Here is a 21753-nt window from a genome sequence, read left to right as displayed (position 1 = left end):
CCGGCAAAGGCTCACCATTGCGGCTTCGGAATGACCGGCTTGGCCGCGCCTGCGCGGTCTGCGGGCGCAATCGCCACGAAACGGTCACCCTGCCATTGCCCGGCCCACCAGAGCTGGCGAAGCTGGTTGTCTTCAAGCTTGACCGGGCCGATCACAGTCTCGAAGCTTCCGGTCGAAAGCTCATTTGCCACGGCCGCCTTGTCGAGGCCGACGCGCTGGATGGACTGGGCCAGCATTTCGAGGCTCGCATAGGTGATGGCGCTTGCCCAGCTGTCCGGCTTGGTGCCGATGAGGGCTTCGTGGCGTTTGAAATAATCCTCGATCTTGTCGCTGCTGCCATCGACGCCGCCGATGCTGATCACGCCTTCCTGCTTGCCATCGGAAACCTTCGGGAAGATAGGGAAAGCACCGCCGACGCCGACATAAAGGACCTTCGGGTTGAACTTCGCCGTCTGCGCCTGTTTCGTCACCGCAAAACTGTCAGGCGGATAGGAAAAGGCGATGAAGCTGTCCGCACCGCTCGCCGCCGCCTCGTTCACCAGTGCGGCGAAATCGGAAGTGCCGACCGGATAGGTCTTGTCATAGGCAAGCGTAAAACCAGCTTCCTTCAGCGCCGGCCGCGCGGCTTTGATGAGATCGATGCCAAAACCGTCAGCCACGGAAATCACCGCGACCTTTTCGTTGATCTGGCCGGCCTCGCGTGCGGCTTTCAAAACGTCGGCGAGCGCATTCGCATAGTCATGACCACCGCCCAGCATCCAGAAGCTCTTTTTCCAGCGCGCCGCGAAATCGGGCGCCTTGTCGGTAACGCCGGTCACGGCCAGTTGTGGATAACCGAAACGGTCGTAAAGCGGCGCAACAGCCAGATTGAAGCCCGTGCCCCAGGGCGGCAGAATGAAATCGACCTTGTCCTGGCTGGCCAGACGCTCGGTGAACCGCACGGCATCCTCGGCCGAGGAGCGGTCGTCATATTCCACCACTTCCACCGGCAGGCGCTTGCCATCCGGCAGGGTGAGGCCACCGGCATCGTTGACCTCCTTCACCCATAACTTGTAGTTCGGAATGGTGGTGATGCCAGCACCCGTGGCATTGGCGCCGCTTTTTGAAACGGCATAACCGATCTTCACCGAGGTACGGTCCTGCGCAATGGCGTGACCGAAAGATACCGCCGACAAGGCAGCACCGGAGAGCAGGCAGAACAGCGTTCTGCGCTTCAGACTATTCATGATGTTCCTCCCAAAGCGCCTTATCGGGGTTGCCGTTCTCCTCAAGGCTTTCCCCTGCGCTGGCCAAAGTTTAGCAATGACAGCCGCATATAAAATGCACTAGTGTAGTGCATTATTGCACTTTTGGAGGCCGTATGCCGCTGCATCGCCAGATTGCCGGCCATCGCGTGGAGATCACGGCGCGCACCCTCGCCTCGACGCTGCGCATCTCCGAATTCCGGCTGGAATCGGACAGCGCCCATCTGCTTCTCCTGTCCGCCGGGGAAGCGGAAATTCTCCAAGGTGAAAAGACGCTGCCCGTTGTGGCACCGGAGCTCGTCTGGCTGCCCATCGGCCCCGCCGGCCGCCTGCGGCTGACTGCCGGAAGCCGTGGATCGCTGCTGAGGACGAGCGAAATCGGGCTTGCCCATGCGATGCCCACCGGCACGAGCGCAAGCGCCGTGCGCAATATATTGCAGCGTGTTCTGACGCAGGCGCCGGCGGAGAAAGACCGGCAGGAACTTGCGGGTTATCTCGAGACCATCGCCCGCGAAAATGTCCGCGCGACAACCGGTTCGGACACGATCATCGCCAGCCTGCTCTCCGTCACCCTCATTCGCATCTGCCAGCACGCCATAGCCGATATTGCCGCAGCCGTCTCAACGCCCGGCAGCCTCACCGAGCGCTTTGTGCTGCTGGTCAGCCAGCACAAACGCGATCAATGGGGCGTGGAAGATTATGCAAGGCAACTCGGCGTCAACCGCGAACGGCTGGGATTTGCGGTGCGCAAGGCGACGGGGCTTTCGCCGCAGGCCTATATTCATCGGGAACTGTTGTCCGAAGCGCGTGACCTTCTTCTGAACTCATCGCTGCAAGTGGCTGAAATCGCATTCCGATTGGGATTTCAGGACCCCGGCTATTTCAATCGCTTCTTCACCCGCAACGAGGGCACGTCTCCCGGCCGTTTCAGGAGAACGGCAACGCGAATGCAGCACGTGCCGCCGCCATCTTATGCGGCCTGGCCGTGACGTCTTGGCATAAGGATGTAATGTCCATCGCCTATTGCTATCATTACAGTCCGGCCGCCTTCTTGTGCGGCCTGACTGGCAGCATCCTTCACTTGCCCGATTTCAGTTTCAATATTTCAACTTCACATTTTGTAACTTATAAATTACAGTTTGAATTACAATAAGGATGAGCGGGGCAAGGCTCTGATTACGTCCCGCCTGAATAGACTGTCCTTTGGTAACGCAGGCGATGTCGCTCCCGTTGGCGAGGGCGTCAGCGAATTGCGCATCCATTACGGACCGGGCTATCGGATCTATTTCGTCAGGTCGGGCGATGTCGTTATCGTTCTCCTCTGTGGCGGGGACAAGAGTACGCAGGAGAAGGACATCAAAGCCGCCAAGCAGATTGCTGCGCAATGGAGTGATGACGATGATTGAGAAGTTTACGAACTTTGATCCCGCCGAACACCTCAAGAGCGATGAAGCCATTGAGGTGTTTCTGGAGGATGCGTTCGCAACTAATGATGCGGCATACATCGCAAATGCGCTTGGTGTTGTCGCGCGCGCAAAGGGTATGACGCAGGTGGCGCGTGAAACCGGACTTGCCAGAGAGCATCTTTACAAATCGCTCAGCGAGGCTGGGAATCCCACGTTAGAGACAACGATAGCCGTCCTCAACTCCCTGGGCTTTCAGCTGACCAGCAAACACAAGGCGGCATGATCAGCGCCGGACGTCATCAGCCACCGTCCGGTGCCGCCCGATCGGCAGCATCATCGGCTTGCCAGAGGTCGGATCTTCGATGACTCGGCTTTCGATGCCGAAGACGTGGCGGACATTCTCCTCTGTCAATACGTCCTCCGGCGTGCCGACGACATGCAGCTTCCCGTCCCTCATGGCGACGAGATGATCGGCATAACGGGCTGCGAGATTGAGGTCGTGCAGCACCATGACGATGGTGGTCTCGCGGGCGTGGTTGAGGTCGGTCAGAAGATCCAGCACCTCGACCTGGTGGCTGATATCGAGGAAGGTGGTCGGTTCATCCAGCAGCAATATGTCTGTCTGCTGGGCGAGCGCCATGGCGATCCAGACGCGTTGCCGCTGGCCGCCGGAAAGCTCGTCCACCGGCCGCTCGGCCAGTTCCACCGTATCGGTTGCGACAAGGGCTGCGGCGACGGCCTCGTCGTCCTGCCGCGACCAGCGGGCGAACAGGCCGTGATGCGGGTACCGGCCACGGCTGACGAGATCGGCAACCACGATGCCCTCCGGCGCTATCGGCGATTGCGGCAAAAGGCCCATGCGCCGTGCGAGGTCGCGTGAGGGAAGACGATGGATCGATTTTCCATCGAGCAGAACCTGACCGGCGCGCGGCGCAATGAGCCGCGACATGCTGCGCAGCAGGGTGGATTTGCCGCAGGCATTGGCGCCGACGATGACGGTGATCTTCCCGCGCGGAATGGTAAGATCCAGCCCGTCGATGATGAGGTTTTCGCCGTAGCCTGCCGACAGGCCGTTCACGGAAAGGGAGTGGCCGGTCATAACGAGCCTCCGCTGCGGTTGACCCGCACGATAAGGTAAATCAGATAGGGCGCACCGAGCGCGCCGGTAACGACGCCGACCGGGTAACGGCCCGGCAACAGGAACTGGCCACAATAATCGCCCACCAGCACCAGCGCCGCCCCAACAAGCGCCGCAGGAAGGAGCAGCGAGCCGTTGCTGCCGACAATGCGCGCCGCAATCGGCCCGGAGAGGAATGCGACAAACGCGATGGGGCCCGACACCGCCGTTGCAAAGGCGATCATGCCCACGGCGGCGATGATGACGATGATCCGGGTTCGCCCCACCCGCACACCAAGCGCTGCGGCAGCGTCGTCCCCCAGTCTCAACGCTTCCAGATCACGCGCACGGCTGAGGAGCAGGCCGCCGAAAAGGATGAGCGCGAGGAGGAGCGGCAGCAGTTGCGCGATTTTCGCGCCGTTGACGCTGCCGGTCAGCCAGCGCATCGCCTCCTGCAGCGTCCATGCTGGCGCGACGGAGAGGATATAGGCGATGAAGCTTTCCAGCATGGCTGATACGCCGATGCCGACAAGGATCAGCCGCGTTCCGGCCACGCCGTTGCGGAAGGACAGGAGATAGACGAGGAGCGCGACGCCAAGACCGGCCGCGACGGCGAAGACCGAGACCAGCGGCCCGTTCATCTGCAGGACGACGATGGCAAAAACGGCCGCCGCGCTCGCCCCGGAACTGATGCCGATAATATCGGGGCTGGCGAGCGGGTTGCGCAGCATGATCTGGAAGGCGACGCCGCCAAGCCCGAAGCTCAAGCCTGCCAGAATCGACAGCAGCGCGCGCGGCAGGCGCAACTGCCCGACGGTGAAGGTTACCCCGGCAATGTCCTGCCCCAGCAGAACGCGAATGACATCGCCGGGCGGCGTGAAGGATTGCCCGAGCATCAGCGTCGTTGCGAAAGCGGCAATCAGAAGCGCCGACAGGGCGGCGATGACAAGGCGACGCCGGCGCTGACGGGCATGGCGATTGAAGACGAGATTTTCGATGACGGGAGCGTATATGGTCACAATTCACGCACCCTCTGGCGTCTGACAATCCAGATGAAGAAAGGCGCACCGACAAGGGCGGTGACGATGCCGACATCGAGTTCCGACGGTCGCGCCACGATGCGCCCGACAATATCGGCGGCAAGCAGCAGGCACGCCCCCCCAAGCGCCGAGAACGGCAGCAGCCAGCGATTGTCCACGCCAACGAGCAGACGGCAGAGATGCGGCACCACCAGCCCGACAAAACCGATCGGACCGCAAATGGCGGTAGCTGCACCGCAGAGCAGGATGGCGCCGAAGGAGGCCACCGCTCTGGCCACGGCAACATTCTCGCCGAGCCCGGCGGCGAGTTCATCTCCGAGCGCCAGAGAGTTCAGCTTGCGCGCCGAAAGCAGGCTGATGATGAAGCCGGCGGCCAGAAAGGCCAGCACGGTCTCAATGCGCTCGAAAGTCGCCCCGCCGACGCCGCCGATCTGCCAGGAGCGGATGCCGCCGGCAATATCGCTGCGCGGCAGAACGACGGCGATGACGAGTGAGGAAAAGGCGACGGAGGTGGCGGCGCCCGCAAGTGCGAGTTTCAGCGGGGTCGCCCCGCCTCGCCCGAGCGAGCCGACAACATAAACGAAAACCGCTGATACCCCCGCCCCGGCAATTGCGACCATGATGAAGGCCTGAGCCGAGGCGATGCCGAACCAGACGATGCCGATGACGACGGCGAGCGACGCCCCCATGTTCACACCGAGAATGCCGGGATCGGCAAGCGGATTGCGCGTGACACCCTGCATGATGGCCCCGGCCAGCCCGAGTGCGGCGCCGGAGAGCAGGGCAAGCAGCGTGCGCGGCAAACGCACGGCAACCGCCGCCTCGGCAACCGTCTCGACGCGGCCGCTGAGCCCGCCAACAATATCCGCAAAAGAGACGTCACGCGTGCCGATGGCGACGGACAGCGCACAGAGCAGCGAGAGAAGCGCCAGCACCGCGCCGAGCCAAGCCGTTCGCACGCGGTTGGAGCGTCCGGCGAGCAGCACGGCCGTCGCTTTGCCGGATCCAGACATCGTCACTGCGATGTCCCGGAGGATTTGTCGGCAGCCTTTGCCAGAAGATCGGCATAGTCCTTCAACACCCACGAAATCGACAGCGGCGTGGGATTGGAGGCGGTGCCGAGCGGGTCGCGGCCCAGCATGACGATGGCATTGTTGGCAACGGCCGGCATGCGGGCGAGAAGCGGATCGGCGCGCATGGCGTTCAGCAGCGGCTCACTGCCATAGGTCACGACGATATCGACATCGTCGAAGGCATCCACACGTTCAGCGCTCACGCCGGCGGCGAATTGCCCCGGCTTCGTGGCTTCCACGACGCTTTTCGGCGAGGCAAGTCCAAGATCGGTGAAGAACTTCACCCTGGTGTCATTGGCCGTATAGAAATTGACGACGCTGAGATTGGTGGCGTCGAGATGGGTGACGAACATGGCTGATTTGCCCTTCAACTGCGGGTGGCCGGCAACGACCTGCGCGATCTCACCCTCGATGCGTTTGATGAGCTCCTCACCTTCCGCAACCATGCCAAGGCCGGCGCTGTTCAGCCGGATCATTTCGCGCCAGTCCGTCGCCCAGGGAGAAACGGGATAGGCAACAACAGGGGCGATCTGGCTCAGCGTATCGTAGTCGGACTGGCTGAGGCCTGAATAGGCGGCAAGGATGACATCCGGCTGCGTCGCCGCCACGGCCTCGAAATCGATGCCGTCGCCCTCGTCGAACAGCACAGGCTTTGCCGGTTCGAGTTCGGTAAGCCGCTTCGCCACCCATGGCAGCAGGCCGTCGCCATCATCATCGCCGAAATTGGCCGCCGCAAAACCGACGGGCACTATGCCGAGCGCCAGCGGCACCTCATGGTTGGCCCAAGCGACAGTCGCGACCCGCTGCGGTTTCTTCGCAATCGTGGTCGTGCCGAAAGCATGTTTGATGACGACGGGATAGCTGGTCGTCTCCTCCGCCGAGGCCATATTCGGCGCGATCAGCGACAGGAAAAGCACAAATACCGGCAGGACGCAGCGAAACGGGCGAAGCATTGGCGAGCTCTCAAAAGTTCAAAAGTGGACTTGAACTCTCAGCTTCAATTGCCTCCGTCAAGCCCAGGCAAGAAATGCCGTCGCAACAGCGGTGAAATTTCCGGGGTTTTGTACAAAACCGCAAAAAGTTACAATACCGGACAAACTTTCTCAAGTTATTGGGCGCTTCGAGAGTGGGCCGTGGAAGCGGCGATCGGGGCATCAACTTCTGGAACATACGAATGAATATCGAAACCGAAGGCAGACACCGCAAAACCGCGCGACGTCGTTATCAGGATGCGGCGCTGCTTGCCTGCACGGCGCTTGTCGCCACCCTGCCCGGCCCCTTGCCGGCGCAGGAGGCTGCCAACACGAACAGCAGCACGGTTCTGGAACGGATCACCATCGAAAGCGGTGACAATGACCAGAAGTCCATCGTCGCCAACCGCACGACGAGTGGCAGCAAGATGGCGACCGATATTCTCGACACACCGGCCTCGGTCTCCGTCATCACCGCCAAGGAAATGCAGCAGCGCGGCGTGCAGAGCGTGGAAGAAGCGCTGCAATATACCGCCGGTGTAACCACGGATTTTTACGGCTCCGACGACCGGTTCGACTATTTCAAGATTCGCGGTTTCGACGCTTATACCTATCGCGACGGGTTGACGCTTGGCCGTCCCTTCGGCGCGCTGCGCGAGGAAACCTATGCCTATGAGCGTGTTGAAGTGCTGAAGGGCGGCAATTCCACCACCTTTGGCGTCTCAGATCCCGGCGGCTCGGTGAATTACTCCACCAAGGTGCCGAAACGCACCCGTTTCGGTGAAGCCTATGTCACCGGCGGCTCCTATGGCCGCGCCGAAACCGGCTTCGATTTCGGGGACAACATCACCAGCGACGACACGCTGTCCTATCGCCTGACCGGCAAGCTCAGAAATGCCGATGCGGAATATGACTATTCCCGCGACGACGAGAAATTCTTCATGGGCGGCCTGACATGGCGTCCCACGGACGTCACCAGCCTTACCGTAGTTTACGATCATCTCAACAAGGATGGCGTTCCGGGCGGCGGCGGCCATCCCGTCGGCTCGCATTTCGACCGGAGCCGTTTCTTCGGCGAACCGGACTACAATTATCGCGGCACAAACCGCAATTCGCTGAGCGTGATGTTCGACCACGATTTCGGCTCCGGCCTGACGCTGAGTTCCAACGCCCGCTACAGCAAGGCGAATACGGACTTCGGTTATGCTTACATCTCGTCCACGCCGACCAACGGTTCGACAATCGCCAACCGGTCCTATTTCGGCAACGACACCGAGACCGAAAACTTCCTGGTCGACACGCGCCTGCAATACGATACGCGGTTTGAAAATGTCGAAAGCCGCAGCCTCGTCGGCGTCTTCTACAATGACTACACCTCCGGCAGCAAAAACTACTTCGGCGCTGCGCCGAGCATCAACTGGATGAACCCGGTCTATACCGGCGCACCCTCCACGGTGCCGCTCTTCTCCAACTCGCTGACCGACCAGAAGACTAGGGCGATCTACCTGCAACAGGACCTGACCTTCTTCGACAGGCTGATCGTCAGCGCCGGCCTGCGCAACGACTGGATCGACACCGACCAGACCAACCGGCTGAACGGCACGACGGCGAGCGGCGACATCAGCGAACTGACCAAGCGTATCGGCGTGTCCTACAAGGTCACCAATGAAATCGCGCCCTATATCAGCTACGCCGAGTCGGTGGTGCCGGCATCTGGTCTGACGGTAGAGCCCGAACGCGGCGAACAGATCGAACTCGGCGTGAAATATCGTCCGGACGCTTTCCCGGCCCTGTTCACCGCGTCGATCTACGATCTGAAGAAGAACAACATCACCGTCACCAGCCCGATCACCAGCCTGCCGACGACCATCGGCGAGGTGCGTGTGCGCGGTCTCGATCTCGAAGCCAAGGCGGAAGTCACCGACAATCTCAGCCTGACGGCCGCCTATTCCTATCTCGACGCGGAAATCACTGAAAACGGCACCGGCGGTAACGTTGGCAACCGGCCGCAATTCGTGCCCGAGCATCAGGCCTCGCTGTGGGTCAACTACACGCTTGCGGGCAACGACCATTTCGGTGACATGACCTTCGGTCTCGGCGGTCGCTATACGGGCGCTTATTATTTCGACAATGCCAACAAGGTCGAAACCGGAAGCAGCGTGACAGTGGATGCGGCGTTCAGCTACAAGATTCAGGAAACCGCCTCGCTGGACGTCAATGTTTCCAACATCTTTAACGAAAAACACGTCTCTTATGGCGGGTTCGGCGCTGACTTTTACAATCCTGGCCGGGCGTTTTCCGTAACTTTGCGAAAGACATGGTGAAAATCGATATTAGCAATATTTTTCAATATATTGAATAATTTCCCTAATGCACCACGTCATCCTCGGGCTCGTCCCGAGGATCTAACCACGCCTCATCAAGTCTGAAGGTCGCAGATCCTCGGGACAAGCCCCATGATGAGGAAAGGTGAGGTTTGCGGCCTCACCAAAACACTGCGCATCGACCTCACCCAGCCTCAAAGCAGCCGGTGCAGCCGTCGCCAGGCGGCTGGTGTGTTGCCCACGGACTGGCGGAAAGCCTTGGTCAGATGGGCCTGATCGGAAAAGCCGAGCTGGGCGGCGATATCGGCCACCGTCAGATCGCCTTCCAGCAGAAGTTTCTGGGCGGCATTGATGCGCCGCTCCAATTGCCATTGCAGCGGCGTCTTGCCGGTGGTCTGGCGAAATACGGTGGCGAACCAGCTTTCCGAAAGCCCGACAATATCGGCCATTTCGGCAACCGTCATGCGGTCGTCGCCGCGCTTTTCGACCTGGGCAAGAAGCTTGTTCAACTGCGCCTGCGTCAGCCTGCCATTGGCCTGCTCCGGCGAAGGGCCGGGAATATCCAGCAAGCCGGCAACGATGCTGCCCACGAGGCTTTCCGCATAGACCGCATGTTTCGAGGGTTCAGCCAGCTCATCGACAAGCAGGCCGGCAAGGGTTTCCACCGAGCCGATGTCCTGTATCTCGACCGGACGGCGCAGCGCCGTCATCGCCGCAGAACTGCCGACCGAGGGCGACAGGAAACGCAACAGGCGATCCTTGTGAATATGCAGGTTGAGATGCGAGAACCGATGGGTGGCGCTGCTGCTCGTCCACATCGGTACGCCGGCCGGCACATAAACCGCCCGTGTCATTGGCCGCGAATGGTTGGTAAATTCGCCATTGCGGTTGGACATGCTGATGCGCGAGGAGACATCGTTGAAAAAGATCATGATGCGCGGATCGGCGGCCAGATAATAACCCTTGGCTCCCATCTGGCTTTCCGCTTCCCAGAAAGCACTGACCAGCCCGTCGAACTGGCGCCATTTCACCGGCGCAGTGACGCTGATCCCTTCCGTGTGCCAGGTCATGGAATGCCAGAAACTCAATGCGGGTACCGTCCGGTTGTCGGGTCTGGGGTGAGCGTATGGAAAGACGCGCGCACCGCGCCAGTCATCGCGCTCAGCCCCAATAACATGACTTATCAATTCATGTTAATAGCAAAGATCGTTATAAAGAGAAACATTCGCTGACGCGACGGCTCTGGAACCTCTGAGCGAAACGCCCGTTGAACTCCTGACAGCAACGCAACACGGGAGATTATCAATGGACAGCAAAAAGGAACCGGGCAACTTCGCGGACAAGAAACGCGAAGAGAAGGGCCGCGGCGTTATCGTGGCCGGGCCGGATGCGCATGAAAACGAAAAGAGCGGCAAAGCTCCCTCGGCAAAGGCGGAAAAATCTTCATCGGGCAAACCGGTTGCGGCTTCTGACCGGCGATAGCATCGCGGATCGAGCGGTCGCCGATGCGTCCTCGCCAAGCTACAGATAGAAAAAACACCTCCCCGATCGCTCAGGGAGGTGCATTATCATTAAACAGTCGGCCTTTGCTTACAGAAGGTCGAAACGGTCGGCGTTCATCACCTTCGTCCAGGCGGCGACGAAATCACGCACGAATTTCTCCCTGCTGTCATCCTGCGCGTAAACTTCCGCATAGGCGCGCAGGATGGAGTTCGAGCCGATGACGAGGTCCACGCGGGTCGCCGTGTACTTGGCTGCCCCGGTCTTGCGGTCACGAATCTCATAGAGATTGTTGCCGGTCGGAACCCAGGAATAGGCCATGTCCGTCAGCGTCGTGAAGAAGTCCGTCGTCAGCGCGCCGGGCTTGTCGGTAAACACGCCATGCGCCGTACCGGCGTAATTGGCGCCGATGACGCGCAGGCCGCCGATGAGCACTGTCAGTTCCGGCGCGGTCAGGCCGAGAAGCTGGGCGCGGTCGAGCAGCAGTTCTTCGGGGCTGACGACATAGTCCTTCTTGACCCAGTTGCGGAAACCATCCGCCAGCGGTTCCAGCGGCGCAAAGCTGTCGGCATCCGTCTGTTCGGCGGAAGCATCGCCACGGCCTGCCGCGAAAGGCACGGCAATGTCGAAGCCGGCCGCTTTCGCCGCCTGTTCCACACCGTAATTGCCGGCCAGAACGATCACATCCGCGATGCTCGCGCCGGTTTCACGGGCAATCGGTTCCAGAACCGAGAGCACGCGGGAAAGACGGGCGGGCTCATTGCCTTCCCAGTCCTTCTGCGGTGCGAGGCGGATGCGTGCGCCATTGGCGCCGCCGCGCTTGTCCGAACCGCGGAAGGTGCGGGCGCTGTCCCAGGCGGTCGAGACCAGATCGGCAACGGAAAGGCCAGAAGCCGCGATCTTCGCCTTGACGGCAGCGACATCGTAGCTGGTGGAGCCTGCGGGGATGGGATCCTGCCAGATCAGGTCTTCAGCCGGAACGTCCGGGCCGATGTAACGGGACTTCGGACCCATGTCGCGGTGCGTCAACTTGAACCATGCACGGGCGAAGACCTCGGAGAAATGATCCTGATCGTCCTTGAATTTCAGCGAAATCTCGCGGTAGATCGGGTCGACCTTCAGGGCCATGTCGGCATCGGTCATCATCGGGATGGTGCGGATCGAGGCATCCTCGACGTCGACAGGCTTGTCTTCCTCGGCGATGGTGATCGGCGCCCATTGCGATGCACCGGCGGGGCTGTGGGTCAAAGTCCACTCATGCTTGAACAGCATTTTGAAGAAGCCGTTGTCCCACTTGGTCGGCTCGCTCGTCCATGCGCCTTCGATGCCGGATACCACGGTGTCGCGACCGATGCCGCGGCCTTTGGTGTTGATCCAGCCAAGACCCTGATATTCCGGGCCTGCGGCTTCCGGATCGGGGCTGAGATTGGCGGCGCTGCCATTGCCATGCGACTTGCCGATGGTGTGGCCGCCGGCGGTCAGCGCCACAGTCTCCTCGTCATCCATGCCCATGCGGGCAAAGGTTTCGCGCATCTGCGCCGCCGTCGCCAGCGGATCGGACTTGCCGTTGACGCCTTCCGGGTTGACGTAGATGAGGCCCATCTGCACGGCGGCAAGCGGGTTTTCCAGCGTCGCGGGCTTGGTCACGTCGCCGTAACGGCCGTCGCTCGGCGCCAGCCATTCCTTTTCGTCACCCCAATAGGTGTCCTTTTCCGGAGCCCAGATATCTTCGCGGCCGAAAGCGAAGCCGAAGGTCTTCAGACCGGCGACGTCATAGGCGATGGTGCCGGCGAGCGCGATAAGGTCTGCCCAGGAAATCTTGTTGCCGTATTTCTTCTTGATCGGCCACAGCAGGCGGCGGCCCTTGTCGGTGTTGACATTGTCCGGCCAGGAATTGAGCGGCGCAAAACGCTGGTTGCCGGTGTTGGCGCCGCCGCGGCCGTCAGTCACACGGTAAGAACCCGCCGCATGCCAGGTAACGCGCGCCATCATGCCCACATAGCTGCCCCAGTCGGCCGGCCACCAGTCCTGGCTGTCGGTCATCAGCGCACGCAGATCGGCCTTCAACGCCTCGACATCGAGCGTCTTCAGGGCTTCGCGATAGTTGAAGGAGGTGCCGAGCGGATTGGTCTTGGTGTCGTGCTGATGCAGGATGTCGAGGTTCAGCGCGTTCGGCCACCATTCGGTCACCGATTTACCCGAGGCCGTGTTGCCTCCATGCATGACAGGACACTTGCCAGCCGGTTTTGAAGTTGCGTCCATTTCGCCCTCCGATGGGTTTAGCAATTAAACGAAATAATCAATTCGACATGTGCAGCGTGGGAGCCAGAGCCAGCGGCAGGTCATGGGAAAACCTTGCAGCGACGCTGGTAACCTCTCACAGCTACAGCTTCTTTCTGTCATGAAGATGACTAACAGCCGGGTTCCATAATTTCCAATTGTATATTCTAAAGGCTGCGATATGCTGAGCTTATGATTGCGCTCTCCATGAAACATCTCCGTTATTTCGACGCTCTGGCCAAGATCGGCCATTTCGGTCGGGCGGCGGAGGCATGCGCCATTTCCCAGCCGGCGTTGTCGCTGCAGATCCGGGAGCTGGAGGAACTGATCGGCGCGCCACTCGTCGAACGGAGCAGCCGCCAGATTCGGCTGACCGCGCTTGGCGAGGAATTCGCCGAACGCACCCGCTCGATATTGCGTTCGGTGGATGAGTTGCAGGATCTGGCGCGGGCGCGGCATGGGCCGCTCAGCGGCCGCCTTCGCATCGGCGTCATTCCCACCGTCGCACCCTATCTTTTACCACAGATTATCAAGACACTCACGCGGCATTATCCCGGACTGGAGGCCCGCCCACGCGAGGCGGTGACGCAGAAACTCATCGAGGACCTTCTGGAAGCCCGGCTGGACATGGCGATCGTCGCCCTGCCCGTCTCGGAGCCGGCGCTGGAAGAGGTTCCGCTGTTTTCGGAGGAATTCATTCTGGTGCGGCCGATGGAGGATGCGGGCATGCCGGTGCCGAGCGCCGACAAGCTGGGCGAAATGCGCCTGCTGCTGCTGGAAGAAGGCCATTGTTTCCGCAACCAGGCGCTTTCCTTCTGCAGCACGACCAATGCACCGCCCCGCGTGCTGATGGAAGGCTCCTCGCTCTCCACCCTCGTGCAGATGGTCGGCGCCGGCATCGGCGTCACGCTCATTCCGCAGATGGCCGTCGATATGGAGACACGGCAATCCACCGTCTCGGTGTTCCGGCTGGCGGAACCGCGCCCGTCGCGCACCATCGGCATCGTGTGGCGCAAGAGCAATCCGCTCTCGGCGCAGTTCAGCCATATCGCCGAAATCGTCCGCGAATGCGGCCTTCAGAAACTCGGTCATGCGGCATAGGTCCTCGGCTCGGACTGTCGCGCGCGCCATAACGCGCGCGATCTGCAAGGATAGCGGCTGCCCTATCGCGACGCGGCCTTTGCGGATCTGTCGGTCCATTCGGGTGGCGCACCGAACTTGTCGGCCACCATGCCCTGCAGGCCGCGCGAGCGGCCATAGGCATCGCATTCGACATATTTCGGTTTTCCACCCAGGGCGGACCGGATTCGATGGCCGGAGGGGATAGAGAGGTTCAGCCCGTCCGAAACCTTGCCTGTCACCAGAATGCGCGAGAAGTAATTGGAGAAATCGGCGGCAAGCTCGTAGGCATCTCCGATTTCCGAGACGCGGGCGTTGCCCGTGATGGAATTCGCGCCCTTGGACCAGACGGCTGCGGCGCGCTGGACGCCGGTGCTGTCCACCGCCTCCGCCTCGACGGCGAGGCCGCCAAGCCCGAATGGAAGACGCGGCACGCTGACCGGCAGGACGAAGCCGCTGCCGAGCGTCACGGCTGTCGATACCCCGGCCATGGTCTTGTCGGTCGGCACCAGATCGGTGATGACCGTGCGCACCGTCATGTCCGCCGGCTGGCCCAGCGCGGCAATCCGGTATTTATCGCTGAGCGCCACGCAGATGGCACGATCCAGCGCATTCGAAACAAGGACACGGTCCTTTTCCGATGTGACCCGTGAAGAGGCCGCAAAGGAGAAGGTGGTCGGCACGATGGCGACGGTCTTGACCCCGGCCAGTCCGTTAGCGTCCACGAAGGTGCGCGATTTGGTGAACTTGCCCTTGACCGGGCTGAGTTGCGCATAGGAGGTCAGCGTACCGCCTTCCTTGAGCGGCACGGACGTGCAGCCGGACATGATGATGGCAAAGGGCAAGGTGGCGAAGGCGACGCCGCGACCGCGGGAGGCCCTGTCGCCGGAAGCCCTGGCAAACAGACTGCACTGTTGTTTCACTGCACGTACTCCAGTTGGCATGGTTGATCCTGTGCCCCACACGGTACGACAGCGAAAATTGCGGCAACATTACAATTGCCCGCCCCTGAAAGCGCGCGCAACGCAGGATCAGAAACGCAACCGGAAGGTGCTCCCGAAGGCGCTGCTGTCCAGAAAGATTCGCCCGTTATGGTTGGCGACGATCTGCTTGACGAGGCTGAGGCCAAGGCCTGCCCCGGTACTGCGCGGCGTAACGCGATAAAAGGGCTCGAAAATCCGCTCCCGCTGATCTTCGGCTATCCCCTGTCCCTCATCGGAAACCGCGATCTCGCCACTGGCGAGAATCGAGACGTGGATCATCCCCCTGTTCCCGCCATGGTCGATGGCGTTGCGCACGATGTTGCTGATGGCGCGCGGCAGCGTGAACGGGTTGCCCAGTATTTCATATCGCGCGACCTGCGTTTCGAAGGAGATATCGTACCCCGCCGCAAGCGCGAGCGGCGCGAGATCGGCAACGACAGTGCGCGCCGTCTCGACGAGGTCCAGCGTTTCGCGCCGGTCGTTCACCTGATCGTTTCTTTCGAAGGCGAGAAGCTGTTCCGTGGTTTCCCCAAGCCGCGCGACATCCTCCATCAGGCGTTGCTGCTGCGGCCCCGGCAGGCCCTCTATTCGGGTCTGCATGATCGCAATCGGCGTTCTCAGCTCATGTGCCGCATCGATGAGAAAACGCTGCCGCGCCCGAAACTGCTCTTCAAGCCGTTCGAGGATGCCGTTGAAGGCAAGGATCAGGGGCACCACCTCCCGCGGCACATCCTCGACCGGAAGCTTCGAGCCCGGCCGGCGCGGATCGATCTCGGGAGCCTTTTTGACGACGGAATTAAGGCCGGCAAGCGCCTCGCGCACGATGCGGGGAACCGAGAAGAACACGGCGGGCAAGATGACAGCCAGGAGGGGAACGTAAATCTTGTAGGTTCCGGCAAGGAGCGCCAAAAACTGCCCCCTCATATGCGTGGTTCCGCCGAACATTACCCTTACGGAACCCCACTTCGTCTCCATGCTTTCAACCAGGGCGACCTCGGAGACGCCCTTTCCGCCGCGAATATCGGCATCCGTCAGCAAATGCAGATACGGCGACAATTCCTCATAAACGGCAGGCACGGCGCCATAGCTCGCCACCCGCCCGTCCAGCGTGGAAGCCACGAACCAGAGCGTTGAGTTCTCCGCCTTCAGGGCCTGCAATGCCGGGCCATTGGTAACGACCAATCCTTTTTGTGGATCGAGCGAAAGCGACTTATCGAGTGTTGCCGACAGATCGTCCCAGAGCGCAATATTGGGCGAAAGCATCGTCATGCCGTAAAAGCAGAGGCCGATGATGACCACGGCAATCATGGCGGAGACGACGACGCTGAGCTGCCAGCTCAGTTTCCACCACAAGGACGAGTTGGAGGTGCCCTGCGCTTTCATGCCTCTTCCTTCAACAGATAACCGATGCCGCGAATATTATGGACGCCAACGCCTGCGGAGGCATCGAACAGGCGTTTTCGCAGCCGCGATATATGCGCGTCGAGCGCATTGGACTGGATCTCTTCCTCGTAATTGTAGACGGCCGCCTCAAGCGTGGAACGCAGCACGGATTTGCCCTTGCGTTTCGCCAGCGCAACGAGAATCGCAAGCTCGCGCCTTGGCAGATCGAAGGGAGCGGAATTGATCGTGACGCTGAGATGGAGCGGATCGATAACGATGCGGCCGGCTGTGATTTCGGCCGGCGCAAGGTTTGCCGGCCGTCTCAGAACCGCACGCACCCGCGCCAGCAGCTCACCGACGAGAAACGGCTTGCCGAGATAGTCGTCGGCGCCGCCATCCAGTCCGGCTATGCGGTCTTCCGGTTCGTTCAATGCCGTCAACAGTATGATCGGCGTGTCAATGCCGGCATGGCGCAGCTGCGGAATGAAGGCAAGTCCCTCCCCGTCCGGCAGGCGGCGATCAAGCAGGATGGCGTCATAGACGTGCTGGCGCGTCAGCTCCATCGCATCGCCGAGCCACATCGTATGGTCGATGACGATGCCCTGCCTGCCGAGCGTCGCCGTCAGCGCATCCGCCATTGCCTTTTCGTCTTCGATCAACAGAAGTCTCATGCGTCACCGTCCCTTCGCATTCCCTTGTCTGCCAGAAAGGTTGCGGCAGTATTGCGGCAAAGAAGACACCTGAGCATTTCCAACCCCGTGCATGTCCGTTTCCCCTCCGAAAAAGGCGTAAAAACAGGGCAATGGAACATCAGACCCTGCTGTCTAAGCAGCTGCGTTCGCAAGGGTAATGCTGCTGCAATTATGGGTGCCTATCCAGATGCCATACGCCTCAAGAGAGGCAATGCGACCGCCCGAGCGGCGGTACCGGTATGGAAAGGATTTCAGCATGTGGGTGAAGAGAACCATCAAGGCGGGGATCGCGCTTGCAGGTTGCGTTCTCGTTGTCACCGCTCTCGATCCGGCGCGCGGCAGTGTCGATGCGAATGAGCGTGTCAAAGGCATCGTGAACGGGCTCGTCGAGACTGCCGCGATGAGCCCGGCAGGCACTCCGTTCGAACTGACGGCGACTGAAACGGCGAAGATCGGCACGCGCCCGATGGTGGAGCGGCTTGGCATCAGCGGCGAACTTCAGCCCATCACCCGTGTGGTGATCCGCGCCCGTGAAGCCGGCAAGATCGTCGAGATGAATGTCCGCGACGGAGACGCGGTGCAGGCGGGCGAGCTGCTCGTGCGTTTCGAAACCGACGAGCTGCAATCGACGCTTTTGCTGCGGCAGAGCGACCGGGATGCGGCCGAGGCCGAGCTGATGCTGGCAATGCAGGCCCTGACGAGAACCGAACAGCTTGCCCTGAAAAACATCGCTTCGGCAGAACAGCTCGACAAGGCGAAAAGCGATGTGGCGGTGAAGACGGCAAGGCTCCAGAGCCTTTCGGCGCAGGCGGATATTGCTCGCCTCGCCCTTCGCAATGCCGAAATCCGCGCGCCCTTCGGCGGCACCGTCACCCGGCGGCTTGCCGAGGCGGGATCGCGTGTCGGTGCGGATGGCGAGCTTCTCACGCTGGTCGATACCAGCGTGCTGGAGGCGAAGGTTCTTGTCGCGACGCGCGATGTTCCGCGCGTCGCCCTCGGCCAGACGGCGGAACTGGAGATTGACGGCCTTGGCGGCCAGATCGTCAAAGCCACGGTCGACCGCATCAGCCCGGTTGCCGAAGACGGCACCCGCTTCGTCGCGGTCTATCTGCGGCTTGCCAATCGTGACGGCCGGCTGTGGGGCGGAATGTTCGCCAGCGGATCGATCCTGCTGCGCGAGAAAAACGATGCGCTCGTCGTTCCCGCGATCGCGCTGCGCAAGGATGAGGCCGGTTACCATGTGCTCAAGGTGCAGGACGGCCATCTTCGTCGCCAGACGGTCACGGTGGGAGCGCGCTGGAACGGCGGCAACCTGATCGAGATTGCCGCCGGGCTGAAGGATGGCGAGACCATCCTGACCGCGCCGCTTCCGCAATTGCGGCCCGATATGGCCGTCACCGTCGACAAGGCAGGCTGACATGTTCTTGACCCGCATATCCGTTACCCATCCCGTTTTCGCCACGATGATGATGGTGGCGCTTCTGGTCATGGGCGCTTTCTCCCTGCAACGGCTTGGCCTGGACCAATATCCCAATGTCGACGTTCCCGTGGTGGTGGTCGTCACCTCTTATCCGGGCGCGACACCGGAGACGGTGGAAACCGAGGTGACACGCCCGGTCGAGGACGCGCTGAACGCCATTGGTGGTCTCGATGAGGTCACCTCCACCTCCTATGAGGGGCGCTCCGTCGTCGTCGCGAAATTCAAGCTCGAGGTGCGCAGTTCAGCCGCCGCGCAGGAGGTGCGTGACAAGATCGCCGCCATCGAGGCGAATTTTCCGGAAGACGCCAAAAAGCCCGTCATATCGAGGTTCGACCCCGCCGCCGAGCCGGTTCTGTCGGTGGCGATCAGTTCGGCATCGCTCGATGTGCCCGCCCTCACCAGCCTTGCCGACCAGAAGGTGGTGCGGCAGTTGACGACCGTTGCCGGCGTCGGCCAGGCAACGCTGGTCGGCGCCCGCAAACGGCAGATCGATGTAACGATCAACGAGACGCGCATGCGCGCCCTCGGGATCGGCATCAACGAGTTGGTGAATGCGCTGCGCACCGGCAACAGCAACAGCCCGGCCGGAAGCGTCGTCGATCCCATCTCCGAACGCACGATCCAGGTGCAGGGGCGTATCGAGGAGCCGCAGGCGCTGCTGGATATGGTCGTGGCAAGGCGCGGCGGCGCGGCCATTGCGCTTCGCGATGTCGCCACGCTTTCCGAAGGAGCGGCCGATGCCGAAAACCGCGCCCTCTATAATGGCCAGACGGCACTGGCGATCGACATCGTCAAGGTTCAGGACGCCAATACGGTTCAGGTCGCGACGGATGTGAGGAAGCGCCTCGATGCGCTCAATGCCGAGCTTGCCTCGCAGAACGTGCAATTGCGCATCGTCACGGATGCGTCGATACCCATCCGCGAATCCGTCAATCAGGTACAGACGACGCTGATCGAAGGTGCGGCGCTCGCCGTCGCCATCGTCTTCCTGTTTCTAAACTCCTGGCGCAGCACGGTCATCACCGGGTTGACGTTGCCAATCGCAATCATCGGCACGCTCGCGGTGATCCATTTCCTCGGCTTCACGCTCAATACGCTCAGCCTGCTGGCGCTGACGCTTTCCATCGGCATTCTGGTGGATGACGCCATCGTGGTGCGCGAGAACATCACCCGCCATCTTCACATGGGTAAATCGCATCTGCGTGCGGCCCTCGACGGCACCAATGAAATCGGGCTTGCAGTAATCGCAACAACGGCGACAATCGTGGCAGTCTTCCTGCCGGTCGCCTTCATGGACGGCATTGTCGGCCGGTTTTTCTACGAATTCGGCGTCACCGTTTCCGCCGCCGTCCTGATCTCGCTCTTAGTCGCCTTCACGCTCGACCCGATGCTGTCCAGCGTCTGGTACGATCCGGACGCCCGGCCCGATGCGAAGCGCGGGCCGGTGGGCCGCCTGATCGCCCGTTTCGACCGCTGCTTCGAATGGATGGCCGGGCAATATCGCCGGGCCATCGGCTGGACCCTGCGGCATCGGCTCGTCACCCTGCTAGTCACGTCGGGCATCTTTATCGGCAGCCTGTTCATGGTGCCGCTGGTCGGCACGGAATTCGTTCCGAATGCCGATGAGGGCCGCTTTCAGGTCAATATTACCGCGCCGGTCGGCTCCTCGCTGGACTATACGACAACGAAGGTGCGGCAGGTCGAAAAGGCGCTGAAGGAATTTCCGGAAGTCGAGACGCTCTATTCCACCGTCAATACCGGCGGCGCCGCCGGCAAGCATCGGGCCGCCATAATGGTGGGGCTGGTGCCGCTCGACATGCAGAGCCGGACTCCACTCTCCCTTGCCGAACCGGTTCGCAAACGCCTGTCAGCCATACCGGGCATAGAGGTCACGATCCTGCAGAATGGCCTTGGCGGCGGCGAAAGCCCGGTGCAGCTCAGCATCCTCGGCGACGATCGGGCGGTCCTCGAAAAAATCGCCACCGGTCTGGTCGAAGACATGAAGAAAATCCCCGGCCTCGTGGATGTGACCTCCAGCGCCAAAGATGTGACCTCCATTCTTTCGGTCCGTCTGAAGCCCGCGGCGGCGAGCGATCTCGGCATTGCCCGCTCCGATCTTGCCGCAGCGCTTTCCCCCCTCATCGGCGGCGAGGATGTGTCGAAATGGACGGATGCGGACGGCAACAGCTACGATATCGTCATCCGCCTGCCCGTCGAGCGGCGGTCCGACGCGGCAGGTCTCGGTGAATTGATGATCGCAACCGGCCGCACGGCCGCGAACGGCGCGCCGCTGATGGTGCGTCTCGACCAAGTCGCCGATATCGGCGTCATGCCGGCCCCCGCCGAAATCCGCCGTATCGACAATCGCCGCGAGATACTGGTTTCGGCCAATATCGCCGGCCGCACGCTTGGCGAGGTGACGGAGACGTTGCAGGGCCTGACCGCCGGTCTTGACCTGCCGAACGGCTATCGCATCCGCTTCGGCGGTGACGCCGAAACCATGCAGGAGACCATCGGCCACATGGCCACGGCGCTTACCATGGCCGTCATCTTCATCTACATCGTGCTCGCCTCGCAATTCGGCAGTTTCATGCAACCGCTCGCCATCATGGCGTCCCTGCCGCTTTCGCTTGTCGGCGTCCTCATCGGGCTGATGGTGGCCGGCAGCACGATCAACATGTTCTCGCTGATCGGCTTCATCATGCTTATGGGCCTCGTGACCAAGAACGGCATCCTTCTGGTCGATTTCGCCAATCGCGAGCGGCGGCGTGGGCTTTCGCTGAACGAGGCGCTGGAAAATGCTGGCGTCATCCGCTTCCGCCCGATCATCATGACGACGCTTGCGATGATCTTCGGCATGATCCCGCTCGGTCTGGCCGTCGGCGGCGGTGGCGCGCAGCGTGCGCCGATGGCCCATGCGGTGGTTGGCGGTCTCATCAGTTCCACGCTGCTGACCCTGATCGTGGTGCCGACCATCCTGTCCTATATAGACAGCATCGTCAGGCGTTTTGCCCGCCTGTTGCCGAAAGCGCCGGACGAGGCGGCGGAAACGGCCATGCAGCACCGACCGGCGGCCTCGGCCTAGAGCATTTCCCGTGACGAAGGGTTCCACAGCACACGACGCAACGGTTTCCTGTGCCG

General features: G+C 61.4%; 18 protein-coding genes. 8 read left to right on the top strand and 10 right to left on the bottom strand.

Going from position 1 to position 21753, the window contains the following annotated elements; genetic code table 11:
- Positions 1-11 precede the first annotated feature (11 nt).
- Entirely contained in the window at positions 12-1226 is a 1215-nt protein-coding gene (locus tag ACQZ40_RS08105; protein WP_448747732.1) for an amino acid ABC transporter substrate-binding protein, read from the bottom strand.
- A 134-nt stretch (positions 1227-1360) separates the two neighbouring features.
- On the opposite strand from ACQZ40_RS08105, the gene ACQZ40_RS08100 reads away from it, so the two are divergent.
- From ACQZ40_RS08100 to ACQZ40_RS08090, 3 genes are all read left to right on the top strand, one after another.
- Entirely contained in the window at positions 1361-2233 is an 873-nt protein-coding gene (locus ACQZ40_RS08100) for a helix-turn-helix transcriptional regulator (protein WP_220317850.1), read from the top strand.
- A 150-nt stretch (positions 2234-2383) separates the two neighbouring features.
- The gene (locus ACQZ40_RS08095) at positions 2384-2650 is read left to right on the top strand and encodes a type II toxin-antitoxin system RelE/ParE family toxin (protein WP_222857744.1); all 267 of its coding nucleotides are present in this window, start codon (positions 2384-2386) and stop codon (positions 2648-2650) included.
- Positions 2643-2933 carry an addiction module antidote protein gene (locus ACQZ40_RS08090; protein WP_174037857.1) on the top strand — a complete coding sequence of 97 codons (291 nt, stop codon included), beginning with the start codon at positions 2643-2645 and terminating at the stop codon, positions 2931-2933. Before ACQZ40_RS08095 ends, ACQZ40_RS08090 begins: the two co-directional genes overlap by 8 nt.
- Here ACQZ40_RS08090 and ACQZ40_RS08085 read toward each other — a convergent pair whose 3' ends face one another.
- The 4 genes from ACQZ40_RS08085 to ACQZ40_RS08070 are packed head-to-tail and all read right to left on the bottom strand — an operon-like array spanning position 2934 to position 6833.
- A complete protein-coding gene (locus tag ACQZ40_RS08085; RefSeq protein ID WP_220317849.1) occupies positions 2934-3749 on the bottom strand; it encodes an ABC transporter ATP-binding protein in 816 nt (271 codons plus the stop codon).
- Positions 3746-4786, bottom strand: coding sequence for a FecCD family ABC transporter permease (locus ACQZ40_RS08080; protein WP_220317848.1), 1041 nt, complete (start codon positions 4784-4786; stop codon positions 3746-3748). Before ACQZ40_RS08080 ends, ACQZ40_RS08085 begins: the two co-directional genes overlap by 4 nt.
- The gene (locus tag ACQZ40_RS08075) at positions 4783-5820 is read right to left on the bottom strand and encodes a FecCD family ABC transporter permease (RefSeq protein ID WP_448747752.1); all 1038 of its coding nucleotides are present in this window, start codon (positions 5818-5820) and stop codon (positions 4783-4785) included. The genes ACQZ40_RS08080 and ACQZ40_RS08075 overlap by 4 nt, the downstream gene beginning before the upstream one ends.
- Before the next feature lie 2 nt (positions 5821-5822).
- Positions 5823-6833: an iron-siderophore ABC transporter substrate-binding protein gene (locus ACQZ40_RS08070; RefSeq protein WP_020809318.1), complete on the bottom strand. Its 1011-nt coding sequence runs from the start codon at positions 6831-6833 to the stop codon at positions 5823-5825.
- Positions 6834-7054: 221 nt separating this feature from the next.
- Here ACQZ40_RS08070 and ACQZ40_RS08065 point away from each other — a divergent pair, with 221 nt between their 5' ends.
- Positions 7055-9175 (top strand): TonB-dependent siderophore receptor, encoded by a 2121-nt coding sequence (locus ACQZ40_RS08065; RefSeq protein WP_448747731.1) that lies wholly within the window; start codon positions 7055-7057, stop codon positions 9173-9175.
- A 194-nt stretch (positions 9176-9369) separates the two neighbouring features.
- Here ACQZ40_RS08065 and ACQZ40_RS08060 read toward each other — a convergent pair whose 3' ends face one another.
- A complete protein-coding gene (locus ACQZ40_RS08060) occupies positions 9370-10263 on the bottom strand; it encodes a helix-turn-helix domain-containing protein (RefSeq protein ID WP_003521761.1) in 894 nt (297 codons plus the stop codon).
- 217 nt (positions 10264-10480) lie between these two features.
- Between ACQZ40_RS08060 and ACQZ40_RS08055 the strand changes: the two genes are divergently transcribed.
- Positions 10481-10657 (top strand): hypothetical protein, encoded by a 177-nt coding sequence (locus ACQZ40_RS08055; protein WP_003521762.1) that lies wholly within the window; start codon positions 10481-10483, stop codon positions 10655-10657.
- Positions 10658-10765: 108 nt separating this feature from the next.
- Here ACQZ40_RS08055 and katG read toward each other — a convergent pair whose 3' ends face one another.
- Entirely contained in the window at positions 10766-12937 is a 2172-nt protein-coding gene (katG, locus tag ACQZ40_RS08050; protein ID WP_448747730.1) for a catalase/peroxidase HPI, read from the bottom strand.
- A 210-nt stretch (positions 12938-13147) separates the two neighbouring features.
- Between katG and ACQZ40_RS08045 the strand changes: the two genes are divergently transcribed.
- Positions 13148-14056: a hydrogen peroxide-inducible genes activator gene (locus ACQZ40_RS08045; RefSeq protein WP_142781440.1), complete on the top strand. Its 909-nt coding sequence runs from the start codon at positions 13148-13150 to the stop codon at positions 14054-14056.
- Between the two features lie 62 nt (positions 14057-14118).
- Here the strand turns inward: ACQZ40_RS08045 and ACQZ40_RS08040 are convergent, their stop codons facing one another.
- The 3 genes from ACQZ40_RS08040 to ACQZ40_RS08030 all read right to left on the bottom strand — a co-directional run bounded on the left by ACQZ40_RS08040 (position 14119) and on the right by ACQZ40_RS08030 (position 17111).
- Positions 14119-14997: a DUF3313 domain-containing protein gene (locus ACQZ40_RS08040; RefSeq protein ID WP_020809308.1), complete on the bottom strand. Its 879-nt coding sequence runs from the start codon at positions 14995-14997 to the stop codon at positions 14119-14121.
- A 108-nt stretch (positions 14998-15105) separates the two neighbouring features.
- Positions 15106-16440, bottom strand: a complete 1335-nt coding sequence (locus ACQZ40_RS08035) for a sensor histidine kinase (protein ID WP_448747729.1) — start codon at positions 16438-16440, stop codon at positions 15106-15108.
- Positions 16437-17111, bottom strand: a complete 675-nt coding sequence (locus ACQZ40_RS08030; RefSeq protein WP_125146890.1) for a response regulator transcription factor — start codon at positions 17109-17111, stop codon at positions 16437-16439. Before ACQZ40_RS08030 ends, ACQZ40_RS08035 begins: the two co-directional genes overlap by 4 nt.
- Positions 17112-17388: 277 nt before the next feature.
- Between ACQZ40_RS08030 and ACQZ40_RS08025 the strand changes: the two genes are divergently transcribed.
- Both ACQZ40_RS08025 and ACQZ40_RS08020 read left to right on the top strand, forming a co-directional pair.
- Complete coding sequence (locus ACQZ40_RS08025; protein WP_448747728.1) at positions 17389-18549, top strand: efflux RND transporter periplasmic adaptor subunit; 1161 nt, start codon at positions 17389-17391, stop codon at positions 18547-18549.
- A 1-nt stretch (position 18550) separates the two neighbouring features.
- Complete coding sequence (locus ACQZ40_RS08020) at positions 18551-21697, top strand: efflux RND transporter permease subunit (RefSeq protein WP_448747727.1); 3147 nt, start codon at positions 18551-18553, stop codon at positions 21695-21697.
- Positions 21698-21753: the final 56 nt, after the last annotated feature.

The sequence above is a fragment of the Agrobacterium sp. 16-172Ci genome, from assembly GCF_053522725.1.
The sequence above is the reverse complement of the archived record's forward strand: the minus strand, read 5'-3'. Positions and strand labels throughout refer to the sequence as shown.